This is a genomic window from Pseudomonas sp., from assembly GCF_030690725.1.
Taxonomy (GTDB): domain Bacteria; phylum Pseudomonadota; class Gammaproteobacteria; order Pseudomonadales; family Pseudomonadaceae; genus Aquipseudomonas.
On sequence record NZ_JAUYGD010000047.1, the window covers coordinates 1 to 25,460 of the forward strand.

The 25,460-nt window shown below is 62.4% G+C and carries 29 protein-coding genes and 2 pseudogenes; 15 read left to right on the forward strand and 16 right to left on the reverse strand.

The window, feature by feature from the left end:
* The 6 genes and pseudogenes from Q8O69_RS11500 to Q8O69_RS11525 all read left to right on the forward strand — a co-directional run.
* Nucleotides 1-447, forward strand: a pseudogene (locus Q8O69_RS11500) (argininosuccinate lyase); the annotation flags it as partial.
* Nucleotides 448-478: 31 nt separating this feature from the next.
* Nucleotides 479-721, forward strand: a complete 243-nt coding sequence (locus Q8O69_RS11505; RefSeq protein WP_305592229.1) for a hypothetical protein — start codon at nt 479-481, stop codon at nt 719-721.
* 6 nt (nt 722-727) lie between these two features.
* The gene (locus Q8O69_RS11510; protein WP_305592231.1) at nt 728-1,207 is read left to right on the forward strand and encodes a GNAT family N-acetyltransferase; all 480 of its coding nucleotides are present in this window, start codon (nt 728-730) and stop codon (nt 1,205-1,207) included.
* Between the two features lie 24 nt (nt 1,208-1,231).
* Nucleotides 1,232-1,501 (forward strand): hypothetical protein, encoded by a 270-nt coding sequence (locus Q8O69_RS11515; protein WP_305592233.1) that lies wholly within the window; start codon nt 1,232-1,234, stop codon nt 1,499-1,501.
* 178 nt (nt 1,502-1,679) lie between these two features.
* Nucleotides 1,680-1,925 (forward strand): TIGR02647 family protein, encoded by a 246-nt coding sequence (locus tag Q8O69_RS11520; protein WP_305592235.1) that lies wholly within the window; start codon nt 1,680-1,682, stop codon nt 1,923-1,925.
* A gap of 177 nt (nt 1,926-2,102) precedes the next feature.
* On the forward strand, nt 2,103-4,958 hold the full coding sequence (locus Q8O69_RS11525; protein ID WP_305592236.1) for a class I adenylate cyclase: 2,856 nt from the start codon (nt 2,103-2,105) through the stop codon (nt 4,956-4,958).
* Here the strand turns inward: Q8O69_RS11525 and Q8O69_RS22195 are convergent.
* From Q8O69_RS22195 to Q8O69_RS11550, 6 genes and pseudogenes are all read right to left on the reverse strand, one after another.
* Nucleotides 4,937-5,041, reverse strand: coding sequence for a Dickkopf N-terminal cysteine-rich domain-containing protein (locus Q8O69_RS22195; RefSeq protein ID WP_371136114.1), 105 nt, complete (start codon nt 5,039-5,041; stop codon nt 4,937-4,939). The genes Q8O69_RS11525 and Q8O69_RS22195 overlap by 22 nt on opposite strands.
* 73 nt (nt 5,042-5,114) lie before the next feature.
* Nucleotides 5,115-5,759: pseudogene (locus Q8O69_RS11530) on the reverse strand (lipase family protein); the annotation flags it as partial.
* 57 nt (nt 5,760-5,816) lie between these two features.
* Nucleotides 5,817-6,230, reverse strand: a complete 414-nt coding sequence (gene rnk, locus Q8O69_RS11535) for a nucleoside diphosphate kinase regulator (RefSeq protein ID WP_305592240.1) — start codon at nt 6,228-6,230, stop codon at nt 5,817-5,819.
* Between the two features lie 116 nt (nt 6,231-6,346).
* Nucleotides 6,347-6,553, reverse strand: a complete 207-nt coding sequence (locus Q8O69_RS11540; RefSeq protein WP_305592242.1) for a DUF1289 domain-containing protein — start codon at nt 6,551-6,553, stop codon at nt 6,347-6,349.
* A complete protein-coding gene (gene cyaY, locus Q8O69_RS11545) occupies nt 6,534-6,866 on the reverse strand; it encodes an iron donor protein CyaY (protein ID WP_090254611.1) in 333 nt (110 codons plus the stop codon). Before cyaY ends, Q8O69_RS11540 begins: the two co-directional genes overlap by 20 nt.
* Before the next feature lie 52 nt (nt 6,867-6,918).
* Nucleotides 6,919-7,959 carry an AraC family transcriptional regulator gene (locus Q8O69_RS11550; RefSeq protein ID WP_305592244.1) on the reverse strand — a complete coding sequence of 347 codons (1,041 nt, stop codon included), beginning with the start codon at nt 7,957-7,959 and terminating at the stop codon, nt 6,919-6,921.
* Nucleotides 7,960-8,100: 141 nt separating this feature from the next.
* Between Q8O69_RS11550 and Q8O69_RS11555 the strand changes: the two genes are divergently transcribed.
* The 6 genes from Q8O69_RS11555 to Q8O69_RS11580 are packed head-to-tail and all read left to right on the forward strand — an operon-like array spanning nt 8,101 to nt 12,656.
* Nucleotides 8,101-8,226, forward strand: a complete 126-nt coding sequence (locus Q8O69_RS11555; protein ID WP_090387640.1) for a lipoprotein — start codon at nt 8,101-8,103, stop codon at nt 8,224-8,226.
* A 9-nt stretch (nt 8,227-8,235) separates the two neighbouring features.
* The gene (gene lysA, locus Q8O69_RS11560) at nt 8,236-9,483 is read left to right on the forward strand and encodes a diaminopimelate decarboxylase (RefSeq protein ID WP_305592247.1); all 1,248 of its coding nucleotides are present in this window, start codon (nt 8,236-8,238) and stop codon (nt 9,481-9,483) included.
* Between the two features lie 5 nt (nt 9,484-9,488).
* Nucleotides 9,489-10,319, forward strand: a complete 831-nt coding sequence (gene dapF / locus Q8O69_RS11565; protein WP_305592249.1) for a diaminopimelate epimerase — start codon at nt 9,489-9,491, stop codon at nt 10,317-10,319.
* Nucleotides 10,316-11,014, forward strand: coding sequence for a DUF484 family protein (locus Q8O69_RS11570; protein ID WP_305592251.1), 699 nt, complete (start codon nt 10,316-10,318; stop codon nt 11,012-11,014). Before dapF ends, Q8O69_RS11570 begins: the two co-directional genes overlap by 4 nt.
* Nucleotides 11,015-11,067: 53 nt before the next feature.
* Nucleotides 11,068-11,964 carry a tyrosine recombinase XerC gene (xerC, locus tag Q8O69_RS11575; RefSeq protein WP_305592253.1) on the forward strand — a complete coding sequence of 299 codons (897 nt, stop codon included), beginning with the start codon at nt 11,068-11,070 and terminating at the stop codon, nt 11,962-11,964.
* Nucleotides 11,961-12,656, forward strand: coding sequence for an HAD family hydrolase (locus tag Q8O69_RS11580; RefSeq protein ID WP_305592255.1), 696 nt, complete (start codon nt 11,961-11,963; stop codon nt 12,654-12,656). Before xerC ends, Q8O69_RS11580 begins: the two co-directional genes overlap by 4 nt.
* A 151-nt stretch (nt 12,657-12,807) precedes the next feature.
* Here the strand turns inward: Q8O69_RS11580 and sutA are convergent, their stop codons facing one another.
* From sutA to glnK, 4 genes are all read right to left on the reverse strand, one after another.
* Nucleotides 12,808-13,137: a transcriptional regulator SutA gene (sutA, locus tag Q8O69_RS11585; RefSeq protein ID WP_160014953.1), complete on the reverse strand. Its 330-nt coding sequence runs from the start codon at nt 13,135-13,137 to the stop codon at nt 12,808-12,810.
* 258 nt (nt 13,138-13,395) lie between these two features.
* Nucleotides 13,396-14,646 carry an ammonium transporter gene (locus tag Q8O69_RS11590; protein ID WP_305592258.1) on the reverse strand — a complete coding sequence of 417 codons (1,251 nt, stop codon included), beginning with the start codon at nt 14,644-14,646 and terminating at the stop codon, nt 13,396-13,398.
* Nucleotides 14,647-14,725: 79 nt separating this feature from the next.
* The gene (locus Q8O69_RS11595; protein WP_305592260.1) at nt 14,726-16,039 is read right to left on the reverse strand and encodes an ammonium transporter; all 1,314 of its coding nucleotides are present in this window, start codon (nt 16,037-16,039) and stop codon (nt 14,726-14,728) included.
* A gap of 36 nt (nt 16,040-16,075) precedes the next feature.
* Nucleotides 16,076-16,414 carry a P-II family nitrogen regulator gene (gene glnK / locus Q8O69_RS11600; RefSeq protein WP_021700071.1) on the reverse strand — a complete coding sequence of 113 codons (339 nt, stop codon included), beginning with the start codon at nt 16,412-16,414 and terminating at the stop codon, nt 16,076-16,078.
* A 427-nt stretch (nt 16,415-16,841) separates the two neighbouring features.
* Between glnK and Q8O69_RS11605 the strand changes: the two genes are divergently transcribed.
* Together Q8O69_RS11605 and Q8O69_RS11610 are read left to right on the forward strand one after the other, a co-directional pair.
* Nucleotides 16,842-17,111 (forward strand): accessory factor UbiK family protein, encoded by a 270-nt coding sequence (locus tag Q8O69_RS11605; protein WP_305592263.1) that lies wholly within the window; start codon nt 16,842-16,844, stop codon nt 17,109-17,111.
* A 39-nt stretch (nt 17,112-17,150) separates the two neighbouring features.
* Entirely contained in the window at nt 17,151-18,650 is a 1,500-nt protein-coding gene (locus Q8O69_RS11610; protein WP_305592265.1) for a YifB family Mg chelatase-like AAA ATPase, read from the forward strand.
* 58 nt (nt 18,651-18,708) lie between these two features.
* On the opposite strand, the gene Q8O69_RS11615 is transcribed toward Q8O69_RS11610, so the two are convergent.
* The gene (locus Q8O69_RS11615) at nt 18,709-19,500 is read right to left on the reverse strand and encodes a gamma-glutamyl-gamma-aminobutyrate hydrolase family protein (RefSeq protein ID WP_305592267.1); all 792 of its coding nucleotides are present in this window, start codon (nt 19,498-19,500) and stop codon (nt 18,709-18,711) included.
* Nucleotides 19,501-19,825: 325 nt separating this feature from the next.
* Entirely contained in the window at nt 19,826-20,770 is a 945-nt protein-coding gene (locus Q8O69_RS11620; RefSeq protein ID WP_305592269.1) for a LysR substrate-binding domain-containing protein, read from the reverse strand.
* 138 nt (nt 20,771-20,908) lie between these two features.
* On the opposite strand from Q8O69_RS11620, the gene Q8O69_RS11625 reads away from it, so the two are divergent.
* Nucleotides 20,909-22,306: a NorM family multidrug efflux MATE transporter gene (locus Q8O69_RS11625; protein WP_305592271.1), complete on the forward strand. Its 1,398-nt coding sequence runs from the start codon at nt 20,909-20,911 to the stop codon at nt 22,304-22,306.
* Here the strand turns inward: Q8O69_RS11625 and Q8O69_RS11630 are convergent.
* The 4 genes from Q8O69_RS11630 to Q8O69_RS11645 form a co-directional block, all read right to left on the reverse strand.
* Nucleotides 22,287-23,204, reverse strand: a complete 918-nt coding sequence (locus Q8O69_RS11630; protein WP_305592273.1) for an SdiA-regulated domain-containing protein — start codon at nt 23,202-23,204, stop codon at nt 22,287-22,289. The genes Q8O69_RS11625 and Q8O69_RS11630 overlap by 20 nt on opposite strands.
* A gap of 88 nt (nt 23,205-23,292) precedes the next feature.
* Nucleotides 23,293-23,640, reverse strand: a complete 348-nt coding sequence (locus Q8O69_RS11635) for a YgiW/YdeI family stress tolerance OB fold protein (protein ID WP_275962085.1) — start codon at nt 23,638-23,640, stop codon at nt 23,293-23,295.
* 84 nt (nt 23,641-23,724) lie between these two features.
* Nucleotides 23,725-24,645, reverse strand: coding sequence for an SdiA-regulated domain-containing protein (locus Q8O69_RS11640; RefSeq protein WP_305592275.1), 921 nt, complete (start codon nt 24,643-24,645; stop codon nt 23,725-23,727).
* Nucleotides 24,646-24,770: 125 nt separating this feature from the next.
* Complete coding sequence (locus Q8O69_RS11645; protein WP_305592277.1) at nt 24,771-25,436, reverse strand: fumarylacetoacetate hydrolase family protein; 666 nt, start codon at nt 25,434-25,436, stop codon at nt 24,771-24,773.
* Nucleotides 25,437-25,460: the final 24 nt, after the last annotated feature.

Sequence of the window (25,460 nt, forward strand, 5' to 3'; positions counted from 1 at the left end):
GGCCAGCCGCTGGCCTACAACAAGGACAACCAGGAAGACAAGGAACCGCTGTTCGACGCCGCCGACACCCTGCGCGACTCGCTACGCGCCTTTGCCGACATGATCCCGGCGATCAAGCCCAAGCACGCGATCATGCGTGAAGCGGCGCTACGTGGCTTCTCCACCGCCACGGATCTCGCCGACTACCTGGTACGCAAGGGCCTGCCGTTCCGCGATTGCCACGAGATCGTCGGCCATGCGGTGAAATATGGCGTCGAGTCCGGCAAGGACCTGGCCGAGATGAGCCTGGCCGAGCTGCGCCAGTTCAGCGAGCAGATCGAGCAGGACGTGTTTGCCGTGCTGACCCTGGAAGGCTCGGTCAACGCCCGCGACCATATCGGCGGCACCGCGCCGAATCAGGTGCGTGCGGCTGTCGTGCGCGGCCGCGAGCTGTTGGCTACGCGCTGATCGTCGACACACCAAGGGAAAGGGATGTCCCATGCTCGAGCTATTGCTACGCGGCCTGGCTGTCCTGGCGGAAGTCGTACTGGAGCTGGTGTTCGGCTACCTCTTCTACGCCAGCGGCTGGCTGGTGCTGCGTCTGCTCACGCTGGGCAGCTATCCGCGCCTGCCGCTGCGTATATCCGACCCGATGGACCCGCGCAGCAGCTGGGTCAGCGCCTTCGGCTTTCTCTGTGTGGCCGGCCTGCCGCTGACTGTTCTGGTTTTTCTCTACGGTTAAGTACCCATGTCTCTGCATATCCGCACCGCTACCATCGAAGACGCCGCCCTGATCCTGGGTTTTATCACCGACCTGGCGATCTACGAGAAAGCCGAGCATGAGGTGAAGACCGACGCAGCGGGGATCGAGGCGAGCCTGTTCGGCCCCGAAAGCAGCACCCGCGCGCTGATCTGTGAGCATGAAGGTCAGCCGATTGGCTATGCCGTGTACTTTTTCAATTACTCGACCTGGCTGGGCAAACACGGGCTGTACCTTGAAGACCTCTACGTCAGCCCGGAAAAGCGCGGCGTGGGCGCGGGCAAAGCCCTGCTGCGTCACCTCGCGCAGCAGGCCGTGGCCAAAGGCTGTGGCCGTTTCGAGTGGGCCGTGCTGGACTGGAACCAGCCAGCCATTGATTTCTACCAGTCGTTCGGCGCCCGCCCGCAGGACGAATGGACCACCTACCGCCTTACCGGCCAGGCTTTGCTGGATTTTGCCCAAGGCTGAAGCAGCACTCTTTTGGAGCAGCATATGAGCGAGCAAGACGACGAAGATTTCGCCCAGGACACCCTGATCCAGGCCATCGAAAACCAGCTGGAAGCCGGCGAACCGGCCTTCGTCCAGGCGGTGCTGAACAAGCTGAGCCTGGTCGGCTATGAACGCGAAGAGATCATCGAGCTGATGGCCCTGGTGCTGGCCGATGAAATCGACGTCATGCTGCGCGATGACCGCCCCTTCGATCTCACCCGCTACGAGCAGGGCCTGCGCGCCTTGCCCGAGCTACCCGAACAGGCGTCGTAAACAACCCGGAAAAATTTACCCCACAGCACTCCAACTTCTGGCAGCATCAGGTCACAGGCAGACTGCCTGGGGCTTCACTACACTGCCTTCGCAGGCTGCCTGTTGTTTCAGCCGATTTATCGCAGCGGGTGCTGCCGCCGCCGGCCGCAGCTCACTAAAACAAGAAGCTGGAGTACTTATGGCCTTTACCCCTGAACTGATTGCCGAACTGGAAATCCTCGCGCTGTACAACCTGGGCACCACCCAGGAAGGAATCAAGGTTCACCACACTGCCACTCCCTCGGCAATTGCCGCCGCCAAACGCCTGCACGACAAAGGCCTGATCAATCAACCCGACGGCGGCTACCTGACCAGCCTGGGCCTCGACGCCGCCGAACACGCGCAAGTTCTGCTGACCATTCTCAATGTGACCGAAGCGGCCTAAGAAGCGCCCTCACATCGCGCCAACCAGTGCGTGATCGAAACCGTTTCTGAGCCAACCCAGCCTGCGTTGCAGCGGCTTGCTCAAGCTGCCCGCGACGCAGGCGATAACCCTGTATCCGCAGCCGTCCGCCAGCCACCTGGCAAGGCATGATCACGCACCGCCCTGCAGAGCCTGAGCATGAGTCGTACCGAGGAAATTCGCCCGGACATTGAAGACGGTATCGACCGCAAGGTACTGACGCAGCTGCGTGCGCGCTTCCTCAAACTCAACCAGGGCCGTCTGCAGCGCGCCATGCAGGCGCTGTCGACGCGCCAGCAACTGGTGCTCAAGCTGTTGCCGTTGCTGTTCCACGTCAATCATCCGCTGCTGCCGGGCTACGTGTCCGGGCTGACCCCGGCCGGCCTCAGCGGCTTCGAGCCGGATGACGAGCTGCTGTCCGAAGTGCAGCGCCTGACCCGCTCGTTCGCCTACAAGCCCTACCGCGGCAAACAGACGCTGCCGATCCACGGCCTGTTTCTGATGGGCAGCCTGGGCACCGTGGCCCAGGCCGAGCAAAGCGATATGGACCTGTGGGTGTGCCACGCCAGCGACCTCAGCCAGCAACAGCTGCATGAGCTGCACAAGAAGTGCGCGCTGCTGGAAAGCTGGGCGGCCACCTTCGGCGCCGAAGCGCATTTCTTTCTCATCGACCCGGCCCGTTTCACCCAGGGCGAACGCGAAGCGCAACTGACCTCGGATGACTGCGGCACCACCCAGCACTACCTGCTGCTCGACGAGTTCTACCGCACCGCCATCTGGCTCGGCGGGCGCACGCCGCTGTGGTGGCTGGTGCCGGTGTATGAAGAGCAGCGCTATCAGCACTACACCAGCACCTTGCTGGCCAAGCGCTTTATCCGCGCCGAGGACGTGCTCGACCTCGGCCACCTGGCGCGTATTCCGCCGGAAGAATTTATCGGCGCCGGCATGTGGCAGCTGTTCAAGGGCATCGAGTCGCCCTACAAATCGGTGCTCAAGCTGCTGCTCACCGAGGTTTACGCCAGCGAACACCCCAAGGTCGAGTGCCTGTCACTGCGCTTCAAGCAGGCGGTGTTCGCCAATCGCCTGGACGTCGACGAGCTCGACCCCTACATCGTGGTCTACCGCCGCCTGGAGGAATACCTCAAGGCCCGTGGCGAGCATGAGCGCCTGGAGCTGATCCGCCGCTGCCTGTACCTCAAGGTCGACAAGAAGCTCAGCCGCCCACCGCGCAACAACCGCAAGAGCTGGCAACGCCTGCTGCTCGAGCGCCTGACCCGCGACTGGAACTGGGACAGCCGCCAGTTGGCGATGCTCGACAGCCGCAGCCAGTGGAAGGTGCGCCAAGTCAGCGCCGAGCGGCGCATGCTGGTCAACGAGCTGACCTACAGCTACCGCTTTCTCTCCGAATTTGCCCGCAGCGAACACGCCGGCAGCTCGCTCAACAGCCGTGATCTGGGCATCCTCGGCCGCCGCCTTTACGCCGCCTTCGAGCGCAAGGCCGGCAAGATCGAATTTATCAACCCAGGCATCGCCCCGGACCTCGCCGAAGACACCCTGACCCTGGCGCAGAGCCCCAGCCCGGACGAGCCCAATGAAACGCTGTGGGCGCTCTACAGTGGCAGCGTCAACGCTCAGGATCTGGAGGACTTCTCACCGCTCAAGCGCTCGCGCGAGCTTATCGAGCTGCTCGCCTGGTGCCAGCGCAATGGCGTGATCGACAACAGCACGCGGCTGTCGCTGCATCCAGGCTCCAGCGACCTGACCGAGTACGAGCTGTCCAACCTGCTCAGCAGCCTGCAACAGGTGGTGCCACTGCCTTTGCCGGCGGTCGATGAAGCGGCGCTGCTCAGCGCCAGCGTGCCCGGCGAGGTGCTGCTGCTGGTCAACGTCGGCATCGACCCGCTCAAGCAGTTCAGCCAGATGAACATGCACATGACCACCGAGCGCACCGATGCGCTGGGCTATTCCGGGGTGCGCGAGAACCTGATTCTGACCATCGACCAGGTCACCCTGAACAGCTGGAACGAGCTACTGGTGACCCGCTATGACGGCCCGCACGCGCTGCTCGACTGCCTGCGCGACTTCCTCAACGCCCTGCCCGCCAGCGGCCGCAAGCCCAATCTGCGGGTGCGCTGCTTCTGCCGCAACCGTGCCACGGCGATTGCCGAACGAGTCGAAGAGCTGTTCCGCGAAACCCTCGGCAGCTTCAGCAGCGAACAGGCCAACCGCTACCTGCTGCAGATCAAACAGCACTACCACGTACTCGAACTGAAGCCCGGCCACGTCAACCACACCAGCCTGAAAGACCTGCCCACACTGATCGACCACCTGGGCGAGGAGCTTCCCGGTTACAGCGAGCTGCACCTGGACCGCAGCGCCCTGGAAGGTGAGGACCTGGCGCTGATCCTGCCCGTGGGCCGGCCGCAGTGCATTCAGGTGTTCTACCGGCTGAACGAAGCCAGCGCCACGGCCGAACTGAGCGTGCTCGACGAACACAACGCCCTGTGGCGTCAGCAGATGCCGTTCCGTGATGAACAAAGCCTGCTGACCCCGCTGCAACGCTTTCTACAGTCGGTGCTGTACCGGCGCAACGCCTTGCTGCCGCTGGATAACCTGCCGGCGCATCAGCCGCTGGAGGTGCTGTATTACCAGGTGCTGCCGGATGCGCCGCTGCGCGCCCAACGCCTGGAACGCCGACCGCCGCCGCTGTCACCGATCAGCCACCCGTTCTATGACGTGCAGGCCATCGTCGAGCCGGCAGATGGTAAGCGCTCACACGTCACCCTGTACTGTAATCACCGTGAATTTTCCGAGCTGGAGTATGCCGGCGACCTGTTCGCTGCCGTCGCCCAGCACATCCTCGCGCAACGCCGCGATGGCGCACGCTACCCCTGCTATATCACCGACCTCGACCTGTCGGCGGTACTCGGCGAAGGGCATATGCAGAGCGTGCATTACCTGCGTTACAAAAGCCGCCTGGAAGCGGCGCTGAATCAGGCACTGCAGAAAGCCTGATCAGCCGCGCATCGGCGCCTGCGGGTTCTGCAAGGCGTACAGGTAACAGCCGGCCAGGCTGTGATTGTCGGCCACCGAGGCATAACTGGCCGTGAAGGTTACCGCCAACCCCAGATGCTGATATAGCCACTTGCCGGTAACGCCCGGCGGCACTTGCGGCACCAGATCACTGTCATTCACCACGCGGAAGGTCGGCACCTGCAACCCGTTGTAGTGCGCGGCGAAATCCGGGGCGGCCAGGCGCGGGCTGGCAAAGCTATAGTGTTGCAGTGGCAAGTCCGGCCAGCGTTCGCGCAGATCCAGCACTGCCAGGCTGGAGAGCGCACCACCCAGGCTATGCGCGCATACCCACAGTGGCCCGTTGGGCTGCTGAGTATCGACAGCCTGCAAAGCCTGGTCGCGTAGCGAGGTGTAGAGCTTGAGAAAGCCGTCATGCACATTGCCCAGGCCAGCTTGCCAGGGGTAAGCACGCTGATCGGCATCCAGATCATCCAGCCAGTCCTGCACCGTGTCTGTACCACGGAACACCAGATAGACCTCGCCCTGCGGGTCGCGCGCGGCAAAGCCGAAAGGTTCTGATTCGTTAAGAAAGTGCAGCTCGCTGAGCACGCTCCAGATCGGCGCGGAAAAGCCCCAGCCGGGCAGCGCAGGCAGCTGCCAGGTGAAATCCTCGGGCCGCCGTGGGCGCTGCTGGGCTTGCCACTGGCTGTATTGGTCGTAGGCCGAACTGACCAACTGCGCGCATTGCAGCGCGCGAGGAAGGTCAAAACCTTGGGGAAAGTACAGGGGTAGACTGGACATACGGCCTCCATGCCGAGATTGGCTTAGCTCTACTCTAGAAGGCTTTGCCCAATCTGCTCACTCGGCGCGGCTGTATTCGCCCGCCGCTTCCGGCTGATACTCCACCGCCAGCAGGGTCAGCTTGAGCACTTTGCCGCCGGGCGCGGCCCAGTCGATATGCTGGCCCACGGACAGCCCCAGCAGCGCCGTACCGACCGGCGCCAGCACCGACACACAGCCTTCACCGCCAGCGTCCTGCGGGTAAACCAGGGTCAGGTGGTAATCCTTGCCGCTGCTTTCTTCACGGCAATGCACCCGCGAATTCATGGTCACCACCCCGGCCGGCACTTCGTCGTGGCCAACCACATCGGCACGGTCCAGTTCGGCCTGCAACGCAATGGCACTGGGGCCGAAGTCATCCAGGCTGTCGAGCAGGTGCTCCAGGCGCTGCAGGTCAAGACGGGTAATGGTGAGCGAAGGTGCGCTGGTCATGGTGCGGATATATCTCCTACCTAAGGGCAAAAAAAGCAAAACCCCATCAAGGAGATGGGGTTTGCAGGGGTTAGGCCGACCGTATCACAGCCACTCAAATAAACAAGACCGCCCGGTCAAGGTATGCCGTGATGCTGCTGTAAGCGGGCCTCGGCAGCCGCGCAGATGGCGCGTTTGCCGGGCATGTCGGCTTTGCTCCAAGCAAGAATTTCCTGCAGCGTGCGGCCACAGCCCAGGCAGATATCCTGATCATCCAGACAACACTGGCGACGACAGGGCGAGGCGACCTCCTGGCCCGCGCCGTCAGAGCTCTTCGAACTCAAGGTCGGCACCGGATTGTTCGAGGGTGATGCGCGCCAGCATTTCGCCCAGCTGCTCGTCGCTGCTGTCGCAGATCCAACGCTCACTGGCCTGGTCATAATCGAAGTGGAAGCCACCCGAACGCGCCGCCAGCCACAGCTGACGCAGCGGCTCCTGACGGCTGAAAATCAGCTGAGTGCCGTTTTCAAAACGCACAGTCAGCACTCCAGCGGAGTTTTCCAGATCGAGGTCCAGGTCGCTGTCATCGAAAATATCTTCCACCGCCTGCTGGGTGGCATCGACCAGATCGTGAAAGCGGGCTTCGGTCAAACTCATTGCGACTTACCTCAAAAAATTCAGCGACTGCAAAAGTCTTGGGCTGCGGTGATTAATGATCTTTCAGCTGGCGGCGATATTCGCCTGGGCTTTGCCCGGTCCAGCGGCGGAATGCGCGGGCCAGTGAACCGGGTTCACTGAAGCCGACCAGGAAGGCGATTTCCGCCAGTTCCAGCGCCGGGTCACGCAGGTAATGCAACACCAGCTGCTGGCGGGTTTCATCCACCAACTGATTGAAGGATAACCCGGCTTCGCGCAAACGCCGCTGCAGGGTACGCGGACTGAGCGCCAAACGCGCGGCGATTTGCTGCAGGTCGGCGCCCACTTCCGGCAGCTGGCGCGACAATTCCAGGCGTGCGCGGTCGAGCACGCTATGGCCCTGCTGAATCTCGCCAAGCAGGCGATCGGCATAGGCGTCGAGCATCAGGCGCACCTGGGCATCGGCCTGGCCGAGCGGCGTGGCGAGCAAACGTTTGGGAAATACCAGGGCGTTATCGGCCTGATCGAACAGCACCGGGCAACGGAATATCCGCTGGTATTCCGAGGTATCCGCCGGGGCCGAATGCTGGAAGCGCACCTCGGTCGGTGGAATATCCAGGCCGCTGATCCAGTGGCCAAACGTTACCCAGCCCGCCAGGGTTTCTTCGCTGAGCTGACGCTTCTGCTGCGGCAACAACGGCTGCCAGCTGTGCGCCACCTGCGGCTCCAGCCCTGCACGCGGCGGCTCATCGGCCAGATCGACCTGACCCAGATTACCGACCAGCGCGGCGTAGCGCGCCTGACGATGCAATGCGTCGGCGAGGGTCGCGCAACTCATGATCAGGTAACCCAGCACGCCGTAATAACCGGGGCGCACGGCCTCGCCCAGGTGCAATCCCAGCTGCTCATCGCCGGTCAGCCTTACGCCATGGCCGAGCAGTTCCAGGTAGGTGCTGGCGGCGATGCGTTGATCACGCTGAGCAAGAAGCTGCGGGCTGAGCTGCACCCGCTCCAGCAGTTCAGCGCTGTCGACGCCCTGGCGCGTCAGGTAATCGAGCAAACCTTGCAGGTAGGCAACGGAAACCGAGCTGCTCACGGGTACGGGGTTGTCCATCCAGTCTCCTGATCACTGGCGATGGGTGCATCGCCAAAGATACAGGCAAAGCCCCGCCCGACGGGAACCCCGGCGCATAGGCAAGGCGCCGGGGGGCCGGTATACTCCGGCGCAATCATGCTTTATTACAAGGATTCCACCATGAAGCGGTTATTTACTGCCTTTGTCGCGATGCTTGCCGTCAGCGCCCTGCTCGCTGGCTGCGGCCAGAAAGGCCCGCTGTACCTGCCGGAAGAAAGCCAGCCAGCGCCTGCGCAAACCGAATAGGGACAGCTTATGAACGCCTTCAACTACCGCGACGGTGCGCTGTTCGCGGAAGGCGTGGCGTTGTCCGCCATCGCCCAACGCTTCGGTACGCCGACCTACGTCTACTCGCGTGCGCACATCGAGGCGCAGTACCGCGCCTATGCCGATGCCCTGCAGGGCATGCCGCATCTGGTGTGTTTTGCAGTGAAAGCCAACTCCAATATCGGCGTACTGAATGTCCTGGCCCGCCTCGGCGCTGGCTTCGATATCGTTTCGCGTGGCGAGCTGGAGCGCGTACTCAGCGCCGGCGGCGAGCCGAGCAAGATCGTCTTCTCCGGCGTTGGCAAGAGCCGTGACGACATGCGCCGCGCCCTAGAAGTCGGCGTGCACTGCTTTAACGTAGAATCCACCGACGAGCTGGAACGCCTGCAAATCGTTGCCGCCGAGCTGGGCAAGACAGCGGCGATCTCGCTGCGGGTCAACCCGGACGTCGACGCCGGCACCCACCCGTATATCTCCACGGGCCTTAAAGAAAACAAATTCGGCATCGATATCGAGCAGGCCCCGGCTGTTTATGCCCGCGCCGCTGCGCTGCCAAACCTGCAGGTTGTCGGTGTCGATTGCCATATCGGCTCGCAGCTGACCACGTTGCCGCCGTTCCTCGATGCCCTCGACCGTTTGCTCGCACTGATTGATCAGCTCGCCGCAGACGGCATCCGCATCAAGCACCTGGACCTGGGTGGCGGTCTCGGCGTGCAGTACCGCGACGAACAGCCGCCATTGGCTGGCGATTACATCAAGGCCGTGCGTGAGCGCATCGCCGGCCGCGACCTGGCCCTGGTGTTCGAACCGGGCCGTTCGATTGTCGCCAACGCCGGCGTGCTGCTGACCCAAGTCGAGTACCTCAAGCACACCGAACACAAGGACTTCGCCATCGTCGATGCGGCGATGAACGACCTGATCCGCCCGGCCCTGTATCAGGCCTGGATGGAAGTGGTGCCTGTGCAGCCGCGCGATGGCGCGACGCGCAACTACGACATCGTCGGGCCGATCTGCGAGACCGGCGACTTCCTCGCCAAGGACCGCGACCTGGCTCTGGCCGAAGGTGACTTGCTGGCCGTGCGTTCGGCCGGTGCCTACGGTTTTGTCATGAGTTCCAACTACAACACCCGCGGCCGCGCCGCCGAGGTGATGGTGGATGGCGAACAGGCCTTCGAAGTGCGTCGCCGTGAGACGCTCAGCGAACTCTTTGCGGGCGAAAGCCGCCTGCCGGAGTAAGTCTGATGCTATTGCGCTTTACCAAGATGCACGGCCTCGGCAATGACTTTATGGTCCTCGACCTGGTCAGCCAGCACGCGCATATCCAGCCGAAAAACGCCAAGCAGTGGGGTGACCGCCACACCGGCGTGGGCTTCGATCAGCTACTGCTGGTCGAGCCGCCAAGCAACCCGGACGTGGATTTCCGCTACCGCATCTTCAATGCCGACGGCTCGGAAGTGGAGCAGTGCGGCAACGGCGCGCGCTGCTTCGCCCGCTTCGTGCTGGACAAGCGCCTGACGGTGAAGAAGCAGATGCGCGTGGAAACCAAGGGCGGCATCATCGAGCTGGACGTGCGCAATGACGGGCAGATCAGCGTCAATATGGGCGCCCCGCGCCTGGTGCCAGCCGACATCCCGTTCCAGGCCGAACAGCAGGCGCTGAGCTACAGCGTGGCCGTCGACGGCCAGACCGTTGAGCTGGCCGCCGTGTCCATGGGCAACCCGCATGCCGTGCTGCGCGTCGACAGTGTCGACAACGCGCCGGTGCACAGCCTGGGGCCAAAACTCGAACACCATTCGCGCTTTCCGCAGCGGGTGAACGTCGGTTTCCTGCAAGTGGTTGATCGCCAACGCGCCAAGCTGCGCGTCTGGGAGCGCGGCGCCGGGGAAACCCAGGCCTGCGGCACCGGCGCCTGTGCCGCAGTCGTGGCGGCGATCAGTCAGGGCTGGATGGACTCACCGGTGCAGATCGAACTGCCCGGCGGCAAACTGAGCATCGAGTGGGCAGGCCCCGGCCAGCCCGTTATGATGAGCGGACCCGCAGTACGTGTGTACGAAGGACAGGTTCGTTTATGACCGACAAGCAGGATTCACCCAAGCCACTGGATTCGGAAACGGTTGCCGCGTATCTGCGCCTGCATCCGGAATTCTTTATCGACCACGATGAGTTGATCCCCGAGCTGCGCATTCCGCACCAGCGCGGCGATACCGTGTCGCTGGTCGAACGCCAGGTGAAACTGCTGCGCGAGCGCAATATCGAGATGCGTCACCGCCTCTCGCAACTGATGGACGTAGCCCGCGACAACGACCGCCTGTTCGACAAGACCCGCCGCCTGGTGCTCGACCTGCTCGACGCCAGCAGCCTGGAAGAAGTGGTCAGCTGCGTTGAAGACAGCCTGCGCCGCGAGTTTCAGGTGCCCTTTGTCAGCCTGATTCTGTTCAGCGAAGCACCGCTACCGGTCGGCCGCTCGGTCAGCAGCGCCGAAGCCCATCAAGCCATTGGCGGCCTGTTGGCCGGTGGCAAGACCATCTGCGGGGTACTGCGCGAGCATGAGTTGAACTTCCTGTTCGGCGCCGAAGACGGCGCGCAAGTTGGTTCGGCGGCGGTGGTGAGCATCTCCTATCAAGGCCTGCATGGCGTACTGGCGATTGGCAGCGCCGACCCGCAGCATTACAAAAGCTCGCTGGGCACGCTGTTCCTCGGTTATATCGCCGAAGTGCTGGCCCGTGTCGTACCCGGTTTTGCCACACCACTGCGCTCGGTGCGCTAAGTTCTCAACAGCTAGCTAAACACCGCACCGACCGCGCACCGCAGGGAGCTTCCATGCAAGACCTCCTGGACGCCTACCTCGAACACCTGCGCAGCGAGCGCCAGCTTTCCTCCCATACCCTGATCGGCTACCGCCACGACCTGAGCACGCTGCTGGCGTTCTGCAGCCAGGAGCAGATCGACAGCTGGAGCGCACTCGACACTGCGCGCCTGCGGCGTATGGTCGGCCGCCTGAATATGCAGGGCCAATCCAGCCGCAGCCTGGCGCGCCTGCTCTCGGCCACCCGCGGCCTCTATCGTTATTTGATTCGTGAAGGCCACTGCCAGAGCGATCCGGCCAGCGGCCTGACGCCGCCCAAGGGCGAGCGGCGCCTGCCGAAAACCCTGGATGCCGACCGCACCGCGCAGCTGCTCGACGGCGCCCTGGAAGACGACTTTATCGCCCGCCGCGATCAGGCCATGCTTGAGCTGTTCTATTCATCAGGCTTGCGCCTGTCCGAGCTGGTGGGCCTGAACCTGGATGGCCTCGACCTGACCGCCGGCCTGGTACGCGTCATCGGCAAAGGCAATAAAACCCGCGAATTACCCCTCGGGCGTATGGCGCGCGAAGCCATGCAGCAGTGGCTGCCACTGCGCGCGCTGGCCAACCCGGGCGACGGCGCAGTGTTTATCAGCCAGCAGGGCCGGCGCATCGGCCCGCGCGCGGTGCAACTACGCGTGCGTCAGGCCGGCGTGCGTGAGTTGGGCCAGCACCTGCATCCGCATATGCTGCGCCACAGCTTCGCCAGCCATATGCTCGAATCATCCCAGGACCTGCGCGCCGTGCAGGAACTGCTCGGCCATGCCGATATCGCCACCACCCAGGTTTACACCCACCTGGATTTCCAGCACCTGGCCACGGTCTATGACCAGGCGCACCCCAGGGCCAAACGCAAAGGCAGCACAGAATGAGTATTCAGCTGATCACCTTCGACCTCGACGACACCCTGTGGGATGTCACCCCGGTGATGCAGGACGCCGAAGCGGCGCTGCGCAACTGGCTGGCGATGCATGCGCCGCGCCTGGGTGCGGTGCCGGTGGAGCATCTGTGGTCGATTCGCGCCACCCTGTTGCAGGCCGACCCGATGCTCAAGCATCGCCTCAGCGAACTGCGTCGGCGCATTCTTTTCCATGCCCTGGCAGATGCAGGCTATGCACACGCGGATGCGCAGGCGCTGGCCGAGGCTGGTTTTCAGGTGTTTCTCGCCGCGCGCCATCAGGTCGAGCTGTTTGCCGAGGTGCATCCAACCCTTGAAGCCTTGGCCAATCGCTTCCAGCTCGGGGTGATCACCAACGGCAATGCCGATGTGCGCCGCCTGGGCCTAGCCGACTACTTCCAGTTCGCCCTGTGCGCCGAGGAGCTGGGCGTCGGCAAACCCGACCCGAAACCTTTTACCGAAGCGCTGAAACGCGCGGGAATTGCCGCCGAACACGCAGTGCATATCGGCGACCACCCCAGCGACGACATTGCTGGCGCTCAGGCTGCAGGTTTGCGGGCGATCTGGTTCAACCCCCAGGGCAAAGCCTGGGAGGCCGACAATGCCCCGGACGGGCAGATCCGCAGCCTGGCCGAGCTGCCGGCATTGCTGCATAGCTGGGCGTAGACGAACACACGCGATCCTGACCGACGATGAGCGGTGGATGGATAAAGCGCCATCCACCCTACACAGTCATCTGCCGGCCTTAACAAGGCATCGCGCACAAAAAAGCCCGCACGCGGATGGCATGCGGGCTTTTTCGTTTTACGGCAGGCCCTTAGATAGGGCGGCTGCCGTATTTGCTGTCCGGCTTTTTGGGCGGATCGGAGACCACATTCGGCTCGACTTCCTGCACCTTGCCACCACGGGAGAGAAACTCTTCCATGGCGCGGGCCAGCGCATCACGCTCTTTCTGCTTGGCTTCGATGCTCGGCAGTTCTTCTACGTCGACGGCGGCTTTGGCCTTTTTACCTTTGCTGGCGGGTACGACTTCGTCGTCACCGTCGCCATCGTCGCTGCTGTCGCCATCATCGGCGGCAGCCAGCTCCTCGCCTTCGTCTTCGTCAGCGCCTTCTAATTCGTCGTGTTCCAGATCTTCGTCGCTCATGTTCCAACCTCATGACTTGCGAAAAGCAGAGTAGTTATAGCCCAGCTGCGTCAGCTTTCTAACGTCGCTGATAAAAAATCCCGTGGCCTTGCCTTGGGCTGAGCGCGGCGCATCGGCGAACTGCGCTCAACGGCGCGCATTCTAGGGTCTGTTGCCGCTCTATCACAACCGCGCACATGCTGAAAAAACACAACCCTTTAGTTGCTTTCGGAAAAAACAAAGGGCGCCCTTAGGCGCCCTTGTTGAAAGCAGAGGAAATCAACGCTTGGTGAATTCCGGATAGGCTTCCATACCGCATTCGGCGATGTCCACGCCTTCGTACTCTTCTTCCTCGGTAACGCGCAGGCCGATCACCAGTTTGATGATGGACCAGACGATCAGGCTGGCCACAAAGACCCAGGCGAAGATCGCGCCGATACCCAGCAGCTGTGCGCCAATGGTGGCGTCGCTATTGGTCAGGCAGACAGCCAGCAGGCCCCAGATACCGACCACACCGTGAACGGAGATGGCACCGACTGGATCGTCGAGCTTGAGCTTGTCCAGACCGAGGATCGAGAACACCACCAGCACGCCACCCACGCCACCGATCAGGGTGGCTTGCAGGGCAGTTGGGGTCAGCGGTTCGGCAGTGATTGCCACCAGGCCAGCCAAGGCGCCGTTGAGGGCCATGGTCAGGTCAGCCTTGCCGAACAGGATGCGTGCCACGATCAGCGCAGCGATCAAGCCACCGGCAGCCGCCATGTTGGTGTTCACAAACACGTTAGCCACGGCGTTGGCGTCTTCGATGGTGCTCATCTTCAGCTGCGAGCCACCGTTGAAGCCGAACCAGCCCATCCACAGGATGAAGGTACCCAGCGCTGCCATCGGCAGGTTGGCACCCGGAATGGCGTTGACCTGGCCATTCGGGCCGTACTTGCCTTTACGTGCACCGAGCAGCAGCACGCCAGCCAGGGCAGCGGTTGCGCCAGCCATGTGCACCACACCGGAACCGGCGAAGTCGAGGAAACCCGCTTCGTTAAGGAAGCCCGAACCCCACTTCCAGAAGCCCTGTACCGGGTAGATGAAACCGGTCATGACCACAGCGAATGCCAGGAAGGCAAACAGCTTCATGCGCTCAGCAACGGCACCGGAAACGATCGACATGCAGGTCGCGGCAAACACTACCTGGAAGAAGAAGTCCGAACGAGCCGAGTAGTAAGGGGCATCGTCACCGCCGGCGAGAACCGACTCAACGCTGTTCTCTTCACCCAGCAGAAAACCCAGGCTTGGCAGGATGCCGCCTTCCGGGCTGGAGTACATGATGTGGTAGCCGATCACCAGGTACATGATGCTCGCCACTGCGTACAGGGCGATGTTCTTGGTGAGAATTTCAGTGGTGTTTTTGGCTCGCACCAGACCGGATTCGAGCATGGCAAAACCCGCTGCCATCCACATTACCAGGGCGCCGCAAACCAAAAAGTAGAAGGTATCAAAACCGTACTGCAGTGCAGTCAATGCTGTGTTGTCCATGGTTCACCTCTTGCCGTTGCGCTTTTTAGCGCTATTCGGTTAAGACGTCCGGGGTTGGCTCCGGACGCGCTCCGTGTGCTTACAGGTTGTAGCCGCGCTCGTTATGCAGGGCGAGATCGAGACCGATGGTCTCTTCCTCTTCGCTGACACGCAGGCCCATTACTAGGTCGATCACTTTCAGAATCACGAAGGTCACCACCGCGGTGTACACCACTGTGAAGGCCACCCCCTCGAACTGGATCCACAACTGCGCCGGAATGTTCTCCACCTCGCCGAAGCCACCCAAGGCCGGTGCGGCGAACGCCCCGGTGAGAATGGCGCCGACAATGCCGCCCACGGCGTGTACGCCGAACACGTCGAGGGAATCGTCATAACCCAGCTTGCGTTTCAGGCTGGTGGCGCAGAAGAAGCAGATCACCCCACTGGCCAGACCAATCGCCAGAGCGCCCATCGGCCCCGCTGTACCAGATGCTGGGGTGATCGCCACCAGACCCGCCACAGCACCCGAGGCAATGCCCAGGACACTTGGTTTACGGTGAGTGATCCACTCGGCGAACATCCAGCTCAGCGCCGCTGTAGCGGTGGCAATCTGGGTGACCAGCATGGCCATGCCAGCGCTGCCGTTGGCTGCCAGCGCAGAACCTGCGTTGAAGCCGAACCAGCCGACCCAGAGCATGCTTGCGCCGATCAGGGTGTAGCCGAGGTTGTGCGGCGGCATGGCAGTGGTTGGAAAGCCCTTGCGCTTGCCCAGCACCAGACAGGCCACCAGACCGGCGATACCGGCGTTGATGTGCACCACGGTGCCACCCGCGAAGTCGAGCACGCCCCAGTCCCACATCAGTGCCCCGTCGCCGCCCCAGACCATGTGCGCGATAGGCGCATAGACCAGGGTGAACCACACCGCCATAAAGATCAGCATGGCCGAGAACTTCATGCGCTCGGCAAAGGCACCGACGATCAGCGCCGGGGTGATGATGGCGAAGGTCATCTGGAAGGTGATGAACACACTCTCCGGAACACCAGCCACCAGGCTGTCCAGGGTCAAACCAGAAAGGAAGGCTTTGGAGAAACCGCCGACGAAGGAGTTGAAGTTGACGACCCCCTGCTCCATGCCGGTGCTGTCAAAGGCCAGGCTGTAGCCGTAAACGACCCACAGAATGCTGATCAACCCGGTTACCGCAAAACACTGCATCAACACCGACAGCACGTTCTTGGAACGCACCATGCCGGCGTAGAACAGCGCCAGACCAGGGATGGTCATAAACAGCACCAGTACAGTGGCGACCAACATCCAAGCGGTGTCGCCGCTGTTCAGGCTTGCCTCTTCGGCCATGGCAAAGCCAGGAACGAGAGACAAAAGGGCTCCTAGCCCTGCGATTTTTCGCAGAGTCATGGTTTAACTCCTGGGGCGTGGGGTTCGTTCGGAGGCTTAAACTGCGTCGGTGCCGGTTTCGCCGGTACGGATGCGGATCGCCTGTTCCAGGTTTACAACGAAAATCTTGCCGTCACCGATCTTGCCGGTGTTAGCAGCCTTGGTGATGGCCTCGATCACGCGATCGAGTTGATCGTCAGCGATGGCCACGTCGATTTTCACTTTTGGCAAGAAATCGACCACGTATTCAGCGCCGCGGTACAGCTCGGTATGGCCCTTCTGGCGACCAAAGCCTTTGACTTCAGTGACAGTGATGCCCTGCACGCCGATCTCCGACAGTGACTCACGGACGTCGTCCAGCTTGAACGGCTTGATGATGGCAGTGACTAGCTTCATGTAACTCTCTCCCGTGTATGGTGGACTTGCCCCAGGAATTACGAACCCGGCCCAAGTCTAAGCGCAGTGCCTGGCTTTTGTAATACATCGCAGCCCTGACCCAGCGGCACCGATGCTCACCAACCGCTCCCGACGAAACACTTCCCCGCTTCGCCTGACGCACCGGAACTGCATCGGTGCATGCGTCGCAAGAGACAAAGCAGAAAGCTTGCCAGAACCGCCAAAACCGATTTATTTCATGCAGTTACCCGACAAACAGGCGTTTTAGCCCGGTACTAGCCAACCGCCAGCGCACAACAACGGTGCAGCAGCCGACCAAGCAACGCGCGAAAACTGTGCAGCCCGCGCCAATCCTGACCCGGCCGCAGCCGGCAAGCCGGGTAAAGCTGCGTGCTACACTGCCGCCACCTGCAAACGGAACCTCACCATGCTGCCACCTAAAGCCCTGCTAGACGCCCTGACCAGCCACGCCTCGCGCCTGTTCAACGGTGACGCGCCCTTGCCGCGCGGTGAATTCGAAGCCCAATTCAAAGTGCTGCTGCAAAGCGCCTTCAGCAAACTCGACCTGGTCAGCCGCGACGAATTCGACAGCCAGATGGTCGTCCTCGCCCGCACCCGCGCCCGCCTGGAAGCCCTCGAAGCCAAGGTCGCCGAGATGGAAACCCGCAGCGCAGACGCCCCAGCCACCAGCGAGTAACGCCCACCGCGGATGCATCAGCCGATCAAGGAGTGATCGATGTCCCTGGCCATAGTCCACAGCCGCGCCCAGGTGGGTGTTGAAGCCCCCGCCGTCACCGTCGAAGCCCACCTGGCCAACGGCCTGCCCTCGCTGGCCCTGGTCGGCTTGCCGGAAACCGCGGTCAAGGAAAGCAAGGACCGGGTGCGCAGCGCCATCCTCAACTGCGCCTTCGAGTTCCCGCCCAGACGGATTACCTTGAACCTGGCACCGGCAGATTTGCCCAAGGACGGCGGTCGCTTCGACCTTGCGATTGCCCTCGGCATTCTCGCCGCCAGCAGCCAGGTGCCGGCCAGCGCGCTGGAGCACCTCGAATGCCTGGGCGAATTGGCGCTGTCCGGGGCGATTCGCCCAGTACAGGGCGTCTTACCTGCTGCATTGGCCGCCCGCGCCGCCGGACGCACCTTAGTGGTGCCCAAGGCGAATGCCGAAGAAGCCAGCCTGGCGTCGGGGCTGACGGTGATTGCCGTCGAGCACCTGCTGGAAGTCGCCGCCCACCTCAATGGCCAAACGCCGATTGCGCCGTATCAGGCCCAGGGCCTGTTGCGCCAGATCCTGCCCTACCCCGATCTGGCCGAAGTGCAGGGACAGATCGCCGCCAAACGCGCCCTGCTGGTAGCGGCAGCCGGTTCGCACAACCTTCTATTTACCGGGCCGCCCGGTACGGGAAAAACCCTGCTGGCCAGCCGCCTGCCGGGCCTGCTGCCAGCGCTGGATGAACAGGAAGCGCTGGAAGTGGCGGCGATTCACTCCGTGGCCAGTCACACGCCGCTAAGTGCCTGGCCGCAAAGACCCTTTAGAACGCCTCATCACAGCGCATCCGGCCCGGCGCTGGTCGGTGGAGGCAGCCGCCCGCAACCCGGCGAAATCACCTTGGCCCATCACGGTGTTTTATTCCTCGATGAGCTCCCCGAGTTTGATCGCAAGGTTTTGGAAGTTTTACGTGAGCCCCTGGAAAGTGGCCAGATCGTGATTGCCCGCGCTCGCGACAAGGTGCGTTTCCCTGCGCGCTTTCAGTTGGTGGCGGCGATGAACCCCTGCCCCTGTGGGCATTTGGGCGATCCGTCCGGGCGCTGCCGCTGTTCCACTGAGCAGATCCAGCGCTACCGCAGCAAACTTTCCGGCCCGTTGCTCGACCGCATCGACCTGCACCTCAGCGTGCCACGGGAAACCACCCGGCTGGATGCCAACGCCGAACCCGGCCCAAGCAGCGCCGAGCTGGCCGCCCAGGTGGTACAGGCGCGCCAGCAGCAACTGGCTCGCCAGGGCTGCGCCAATGCTCACCTCGACCTCAACGGCGTGCAACAGCATTGCAGCCTGCAGGGCGAAGACCGTCAGTGGCTGGAAAACGCCTGCGAACGCTTGGGACTTAGCCTGCGCGCGGCCCATCGGGTGTTGAAGGTGGCGCGCACCCTGGCCGATTTGGACAGCGCCGCGCATATCAGCCGCAGCCACCTGGGTGAAGCCTTGCAGTACCGCCCCAGCATCAGCGGGGCCTGAATCGCGCCCATAAAGAAGCCCCGCATGCGGGGCTTCTTTATATATGTAGACGTAAGAGTTATTGCGAGTCGCGGCGGGCGGCCTGCTCACGACAGGCATCGCCAAACGCCTTAAAGATTTTCACCGAATGCGGGTTCTGCGCCGCCTGCCACTCGGGGTGCCATTGCACCGCCAGGGTGAACTGCTCGGCGCCTGGCAGGTGAATCGCTTCGATCAGGCCATCTTCGGCATGGGCCAGAGCTTCGACACCCTCGCCCAGTTGATCAACGGCCTGGCCGTGCAGCGAATTGACTGGAAAATCCGCATGACCCATCAGCTCGGCAAACCAGCTGCCCGGCAGCGCCCGCACGCTATGGCTGTCGGCATACTGCACGTCCACCGGCGCGCTGGTGTCTTCGCGGTGGTCATTCATGCCCGGGACTTCGTAGACCTTCTGGTGGATATTGCCGCCCAGGGCCACGTTGATTTCCTGCATGCCGCGGCAGATGCCAAACAGCGGCAGGCCACGGGCCAGGGCGCCGCGAATCAGTGGGATATCGAACAGATCGCGGTCCTGATCCTGGCCCTTGGTCGGGGTCAGGTTTTCCTGGCCGTAGAGGGCCGGGTCGATATTGCTGCCCGCACCCGTCAGGTACACGCCGTCGACCATCGACAGGTACTGCTCGATGTCATCGACGCCGCAGCAGCTGGGCGCCAGCAGCGGCACACAGCCAGACAGTTCGACCAGGGGGGTTATGTATTTGTGGGTCATTACTTGATAGGCATGCCCTTTGCGCTCTTGAGCACCCATGGACATCAGGACAACCGGTTTACGCGCGCCTGGGCGCTGTTTCGTATTGTTGTTGGACATACATCACCTTGGGGCAGCCGGGATTGGCTGCCGTTGTTGTGCAGAAGGGCTGACGGTTGTCGCGCACCTTCTGTTTTACGGCTGATTGCGCCTGTCTAGATGCCCGCCGCAGCGGCAGCAGATGCGCGAGAAACGCTCATCTGGCAGTCACAACCCTGAAGCCAGTCTGCCAAAGCCGTAAAATATGTCAAACAAATACGCTCATAATGTTAAGGAATCAGACCGCAAGCAGCAGTCAACCCAACCCAACCAACGAAGCAAGCTGCTGTTTTAACAGCATTAATCTGAGAAAGCCGGCAAACGATAGTCCAATATTTTTTACGCCTTATGCGCTGTCGTGCCAACGCGCTCGATTTTCCACCCGCTCGACCACGGGCAGCTGCATCGCCGCCACATCCGCCACCAGATAATCGCGCAAGCGGCGAAAACGCTCCTGGCCTCGACGCGCCTTGGGCCAGACCAAGTAGTAACTGCAGCCACTGGGCACCGCGCTGGGCCAAGGCAGACCGAGGCGGCCCTGAGCGACATCCTCGGCAACCATCACCAGATCGCCAATCGACACGCCATAGCCGCGCGCAGCAGCGACCATGCCCAGCTCCAGGGTGTCGAACACCTGGCCACCCTTGAGCGGCACCTGATCCGCCAAACCCATGGCCTGCAGCCACTGCCGCCAGTCGCGGCGATCCGGGGTGGGGTGCAGCAGTTCGGCGGCCTGCAGGCGTGGCAGATCCCAGGGCTGTTCGCTCAAGGCCTCAGGCGCGCAGACCGGAATCAGCCATTCGGCGAATAGCTCAGTGCTCTCCCACTCATCCGGGAAGTCGCCCTGGCTCAGCAGCACCGCGCAGTCGAACGGCTCATGCAGAAAGTCCACCTTGTCCACATCCATCCAGGCGCTGGTCAGTTGCACCTCGCTGGCACTGCTCAGGCGATAGCGTGACAGGCGCGCCAGCAGCCAGCGCATGGTCAAGGTCGACGGCGCCTTCAGGCGCAGCACGGTATCGTCGACACGCAGGGTGTTGCAGGCCCGCTCCAGCGCCTCGAAACCATCGCGCAGCCCCGGCAACAATATGCGCGCGGTCTCGGTGAGTTGCAGGCTGCGGCCACGACGCTCGAATAGGCGGCAAGCGAAGTGTTCTTCCAGGGTGCGCACGTGACGGCTGACCGCACTCTGGGTGATCGCCAGTTCTTCGGCGGCGCGGGTAAAGGAGCTGTGCCGCGCCGCAGCCTCGAAGGCGCGCAGGGCATAGAGCGGCGGCAAGCGCTGGCTCACGACTGCGGTCCATGAGTAATAGTTATGCCTGTCATCGCTATTATCCTTTTGTGCTGTCGCCGTTGGCTCATGAGAATAGGCGCATTCTCTGCCTGCGCGGATCACCCGGGCAAGCCTTCTAGCTGAGTAGAACTCATCATGCTGCATCCGCTTCGTGGCGAACTGCGCGCCATTCTGAAACTCGCCGGGCCGTTGATTGCTGCGCAACTGGCGCATGTGCTGATGGTGTTTACCGACACGGTGATGATGGGCATGCTCGGCCCGGAAACTCTTGCAGCTGGTGGCTTGGGCGCGGCCAGTTACTCTTTTGTGTCGATCTTCTGCGTTGGAGTGATTGCCTCAGTTGGCAACCTAGTGGCAATCCGTCACGGCGCGCAGGACGCGGCCGGCGTCACCCGGCTGACGCAAAACGGCCTGTGGCTGGGCTGGGGCCTGGCGCTGCTGGCCGGCCTGACGCTGTGGAACCTCGGCCCGGCGCTGCTGTATTTCGGCCAGCAGCCGGAGAGCGTCAGCGGCGGTATGCAGTTTCTCTCCACCCTGGTGTTTGCCCTGCCCGGCTATATGAGTTTTATGGCGCTGCGCGGCTTTACCAGCGCCATCGGCCGCCCAGGCCCGGTAATGGCCATCAGCATTGGCGGCGCGCTGGCCAACTTCGTCCTCAACTATGCGCTGATCAAGGGCTGGTTCGGCCTGCCACCACTGGGCCTGGCCGGCATCGGCCTGGTGACTGCCGTGGTGATGAATGTCATGGCGCTGCTGCTGGCCTGGCATGTGCTGCACCACAGCGCCTACAGCCCTTATCCACTGTGGCGCGGCCTGTTACGGCCAGTCTGGGCCGAGCTGAAAGAGCTGCTGCGCCTGGGCCTGCCGATTGGCGGCACCTATGCGGTGGAGTCCGGGCTGTTTGCCTTTGCCGCGTTGTGCATGGGCGCGCTGGGCAGCACCCAACTGGCGGCACACCAGATCGCGATCATGTCGGTGTATGTGGCCTTTATGGTGCCGGTGGGGATTTCCTACGCGGTGACCTTCCGTATCGGCCAGCACTTCGGTGCCGGCCGCCTGCTGCAGGCGCGGCAAGCCGGACGCCTGGGCCTGAGCCTTGGTGCGCTGTGCATGCTCGGTTTCGCCTGTTTGTTCTGGCTGGCACCGCAATGGGTGGTCGGGCTGTTTCTCGATCACACGGACAGCGGTTATAGCGAGGTGGTGCGCCTGGCCGTGGCGCTGTTGGCGATTGCCGCCTGGTTCGAATTCTTCGACGGTATCCAGACCATCGCCATGGGCGCGATTCGCGGCCTCAAGGACGCCAAGACCACCTTCTGGGTCGGCCTCGGCTGCTACTGGGCAGTCGGTGCGCCGCTGGCCTGGGCGCTGGCATTTCCCCTGGGTTGGGGCGCAGAAGGCGTGTGGTGGGGGTTGGCCGGCGGCCTGGCTTGCGCGGCCATCGGCCTGACCCTGGGTTTCGAATGGAAAACCGCCCGCCTGCTGCAACCAACGGCAGCAGCGCTCGCCTCACCCGCTAGGCGTCTGGTTTCTTGAAGCGATAAAACAGATTGGGCTCGCTGACCAGGTAGAGCACGCCCTGGTTATCCATGGCGATGCCCTCGCCCTGGGGCACGCTGCGGGTCAGGCCATTGCGCCCGGCCAGCAGCGACAGGCTGCTGATCGGCTTGCCCTCGACATTCAGCTCCAGCACCAGCCGTGACTCATCGGACAGCGCCAGCAGATGGCCGCTGCGCTCATCAAACTGCAGGCTGGACAGATCGCGCACAAACAACCCGGCATCGCGCTGCTGATCATCCACCACATGCACGGCGAAGGGTTGCTGCGGATCACGCTGCGGGAAACCGTGAATTTCATAGATGCGGATCGGGTCGCGCTCCTTGGCGACAAACAGACGCTGGCCGACCGAGTCGTAGGCCAACCCCTCAAAGCCCTTGTTGCCATTCAGACCGATACCCAGCGAGAACTGCTGCGCCTGATCGGCATGCAACTCGGTGGTGCTGTCATCGACCCGCACCTTGATCAACCGCTGCTGGCGCTCATCGCTGATCACATAGAGGCCCGGGCTGATGTACTCAACCGCTTCGGCATCGCCAAAACCATGCAGGTCGATACGTCGCAGCAACTCGCCATCCAGCGACAGCTCGATCAGCTGCGCCTTCTGGTTGGTCACGCTAAACAGGCTGTTGCGGTCCGGGTCGTAGGTCAGTGCCGAGACATCATCGTTCAGCCCCTTGATCACCTTGGCTTCGATATCCACCTGATAGCCCGACAGCAGTATGTCGCGCTCCGCAGCCAGACTTTTGCCCGCTTGCTGCACATTGAACCAGGCCCGTTCAAACAGGCGGTACTCCTGGGCGAACAAACCAAGCAGCAGCAACGCCAGCACGGCAAAGCTGAGCAACAGGCGCTTCAGGGTGAAATGATCTCGCATGGCGCTTCACTCTCAACTATCACGGGTGACACAACGGCGTCAGCCCGAAGCAGGGCTTCGGGCTGACATGGGCACATGATGGGGCGACTTATTTGACCAGTTCGAGGTACTCGACATCGATTTCGCGGCTGGTCAGGTCACGGTCAACTTCGCCGCTGATCTTGACCACGGCCTTTTCGGAAATGGCCTGGGCTGGCCAATGCTCATCGTCGATCTCGACATTGATGGTGCCGCTGGCGTCTTTGAATTCGTACAGCTCATCCTGCAAGCGCTTGACGATCTGCCCCTGCAGTACCACCGGGGTGTCATCGGCCGCATCCAGCGCAGCTGCCACGGTGGTGACCTGAGTGGTGGCGCCTGGGCCGGTGTAACCGGTGGCCATAGCAGCAGTGGAGAACAGTGGAACCAGCAGCAGAGCCAAAGTGAAACGCTTCATGGGGTGAACCTCTAATCAGTTAGGTGATGGGGCTAGATTAGAGGGCCTAGCTGAAGCCAGGCTTAATCGACGCTTAAGCCAAACTTAATCCGCTGCCGCCGGCTCTTTGTGCAAGACGTAGAACAGGTTGGGCTCGCTGACGATATAGATATTGCCGGCCGCATCCATGGTCACCCCTTCGGCCTGGCCGATGCCCTGGCGCAGGCCATTCATGCCGCGCGCCAGGCTGATAAAGCTGACCGGTTCACCCTGCTCGTTCACTTCCAGCAGCAGGCGCGACTCATCCGAGAGCACCAGGGCATGGCCGGTGCGGGCGTCGTAACTCAGCGAGGAAATATCGCGCAGAAACAGATGACCGGAACTCAGCGGTTCAAGGGCTCCGACCGCACCGTCCTCACCGGGAAACGGCATGCTGAACAGCCCCAGCGGACCACGCTCCTTGCCCAGCAGCACGCGCTCGTTGCGCGAATCCCAGGCAATGCCCTCGAAGCCCTTGTTGCCGGCATCGATAAAGCCCAGGTCGAAGGACGCCAGATCGGCAAACTCCAGGCTGCGGGTCAGCGCGCCGAGCTTGAAGGTGGTCAGGGTGCGCTTGCGCTCATCGATAATCGCCAGGCGACCATCGGCGAGCATTTCCACCCCTTCAGGGTTGGAGAAACCATGCAGATCGATGCGCCGCATCACCTGGCCATCCAGGGTCAGCTCGATCAACTGCGGGTATTTCCCGGTTACGGTGAACAGCGTGTCGCTCTCGGGGTTGTAGGTCAGCCCGGACACCTCATCACCTTCCAGCCCCTGCAGCGGCTTGCCCTGCAGCACGGCCTTATAACCTGGCAACCAGATGCTCGCCTGCTGCTCGGCAACTCCCACCTGTTGCTGTTGAAACCAGAAGGACAGGCGATCATCCCAATGACGGTAATTGGCCACCAGCAGAGCAACCGTGAGCAGGAACAGCAGCACAATTAGCCAGCGCAGACGCACCAGCCGAGCAATCCAGATCGACATCGCACACAACTCAGCAGAACGATGGCTATCAGACTAGAGAGCAACCCTTAAGTTTCTGTTAAGCCGCCAGGCCAGCCGGCACCTCCAGGTGCCGCTTTATATCAGCTGGCGACTAGCCGTTGCGGTTAGAGCGCGCGACTCTCGAAGCGGCTATGACCAACCAGCTCCAGCACCAGCGCATCACCCTTGTGCAGCGGGCCGACGCCGACTGGCGTGCCGGTGAGGATCACATCACCCGGCTGCAGGCTGAAGTGCCCGCAGATGTGCTGGATCATCGGCAGAATCGGGTTGAGCATGTCGCGGCTGTGGCCGTCCTGCCGCACTTCACCGTTGATCGCCAGGCGGATGCCGATATCGGCCAGGTCTTCGACTGCATCACCCGGCACGAACGGTGCCAGCACACAGGCACCGTCGAAGGATTTGGCAGTTTCCCAGGGGTAGCCCTTGGCCTTGAGCGTGGCCTGCAGGTCGCGCAGGGTCAGGTCCAACGCCGGGGCGAAGCCGGAAATAGCGTCGCGCACCTCCTCGGCATTCGGCGTACGCGACAGTGGCTTGCCGATCAGCACGGCGATTTCCGCTTCGTAATGCACGTCACCCTTACCCTCGACCAGGGTAAAGCCGTCATCCAGCGGCACCACACAGCTGCCCGCCTTGATAAACAGCAACGGCTCGGTCGGCACCGGGTTGTTCAGTTCCTTGGCATGCTCGGCGTAATTACGGCCGATGCACACCACCTTGCCCATGGGGAAATGGATGTGGGTGCCATCGACATACTGATGCTGGTAGCTCATGGGCAACTCCTTGCGGCTGACTTT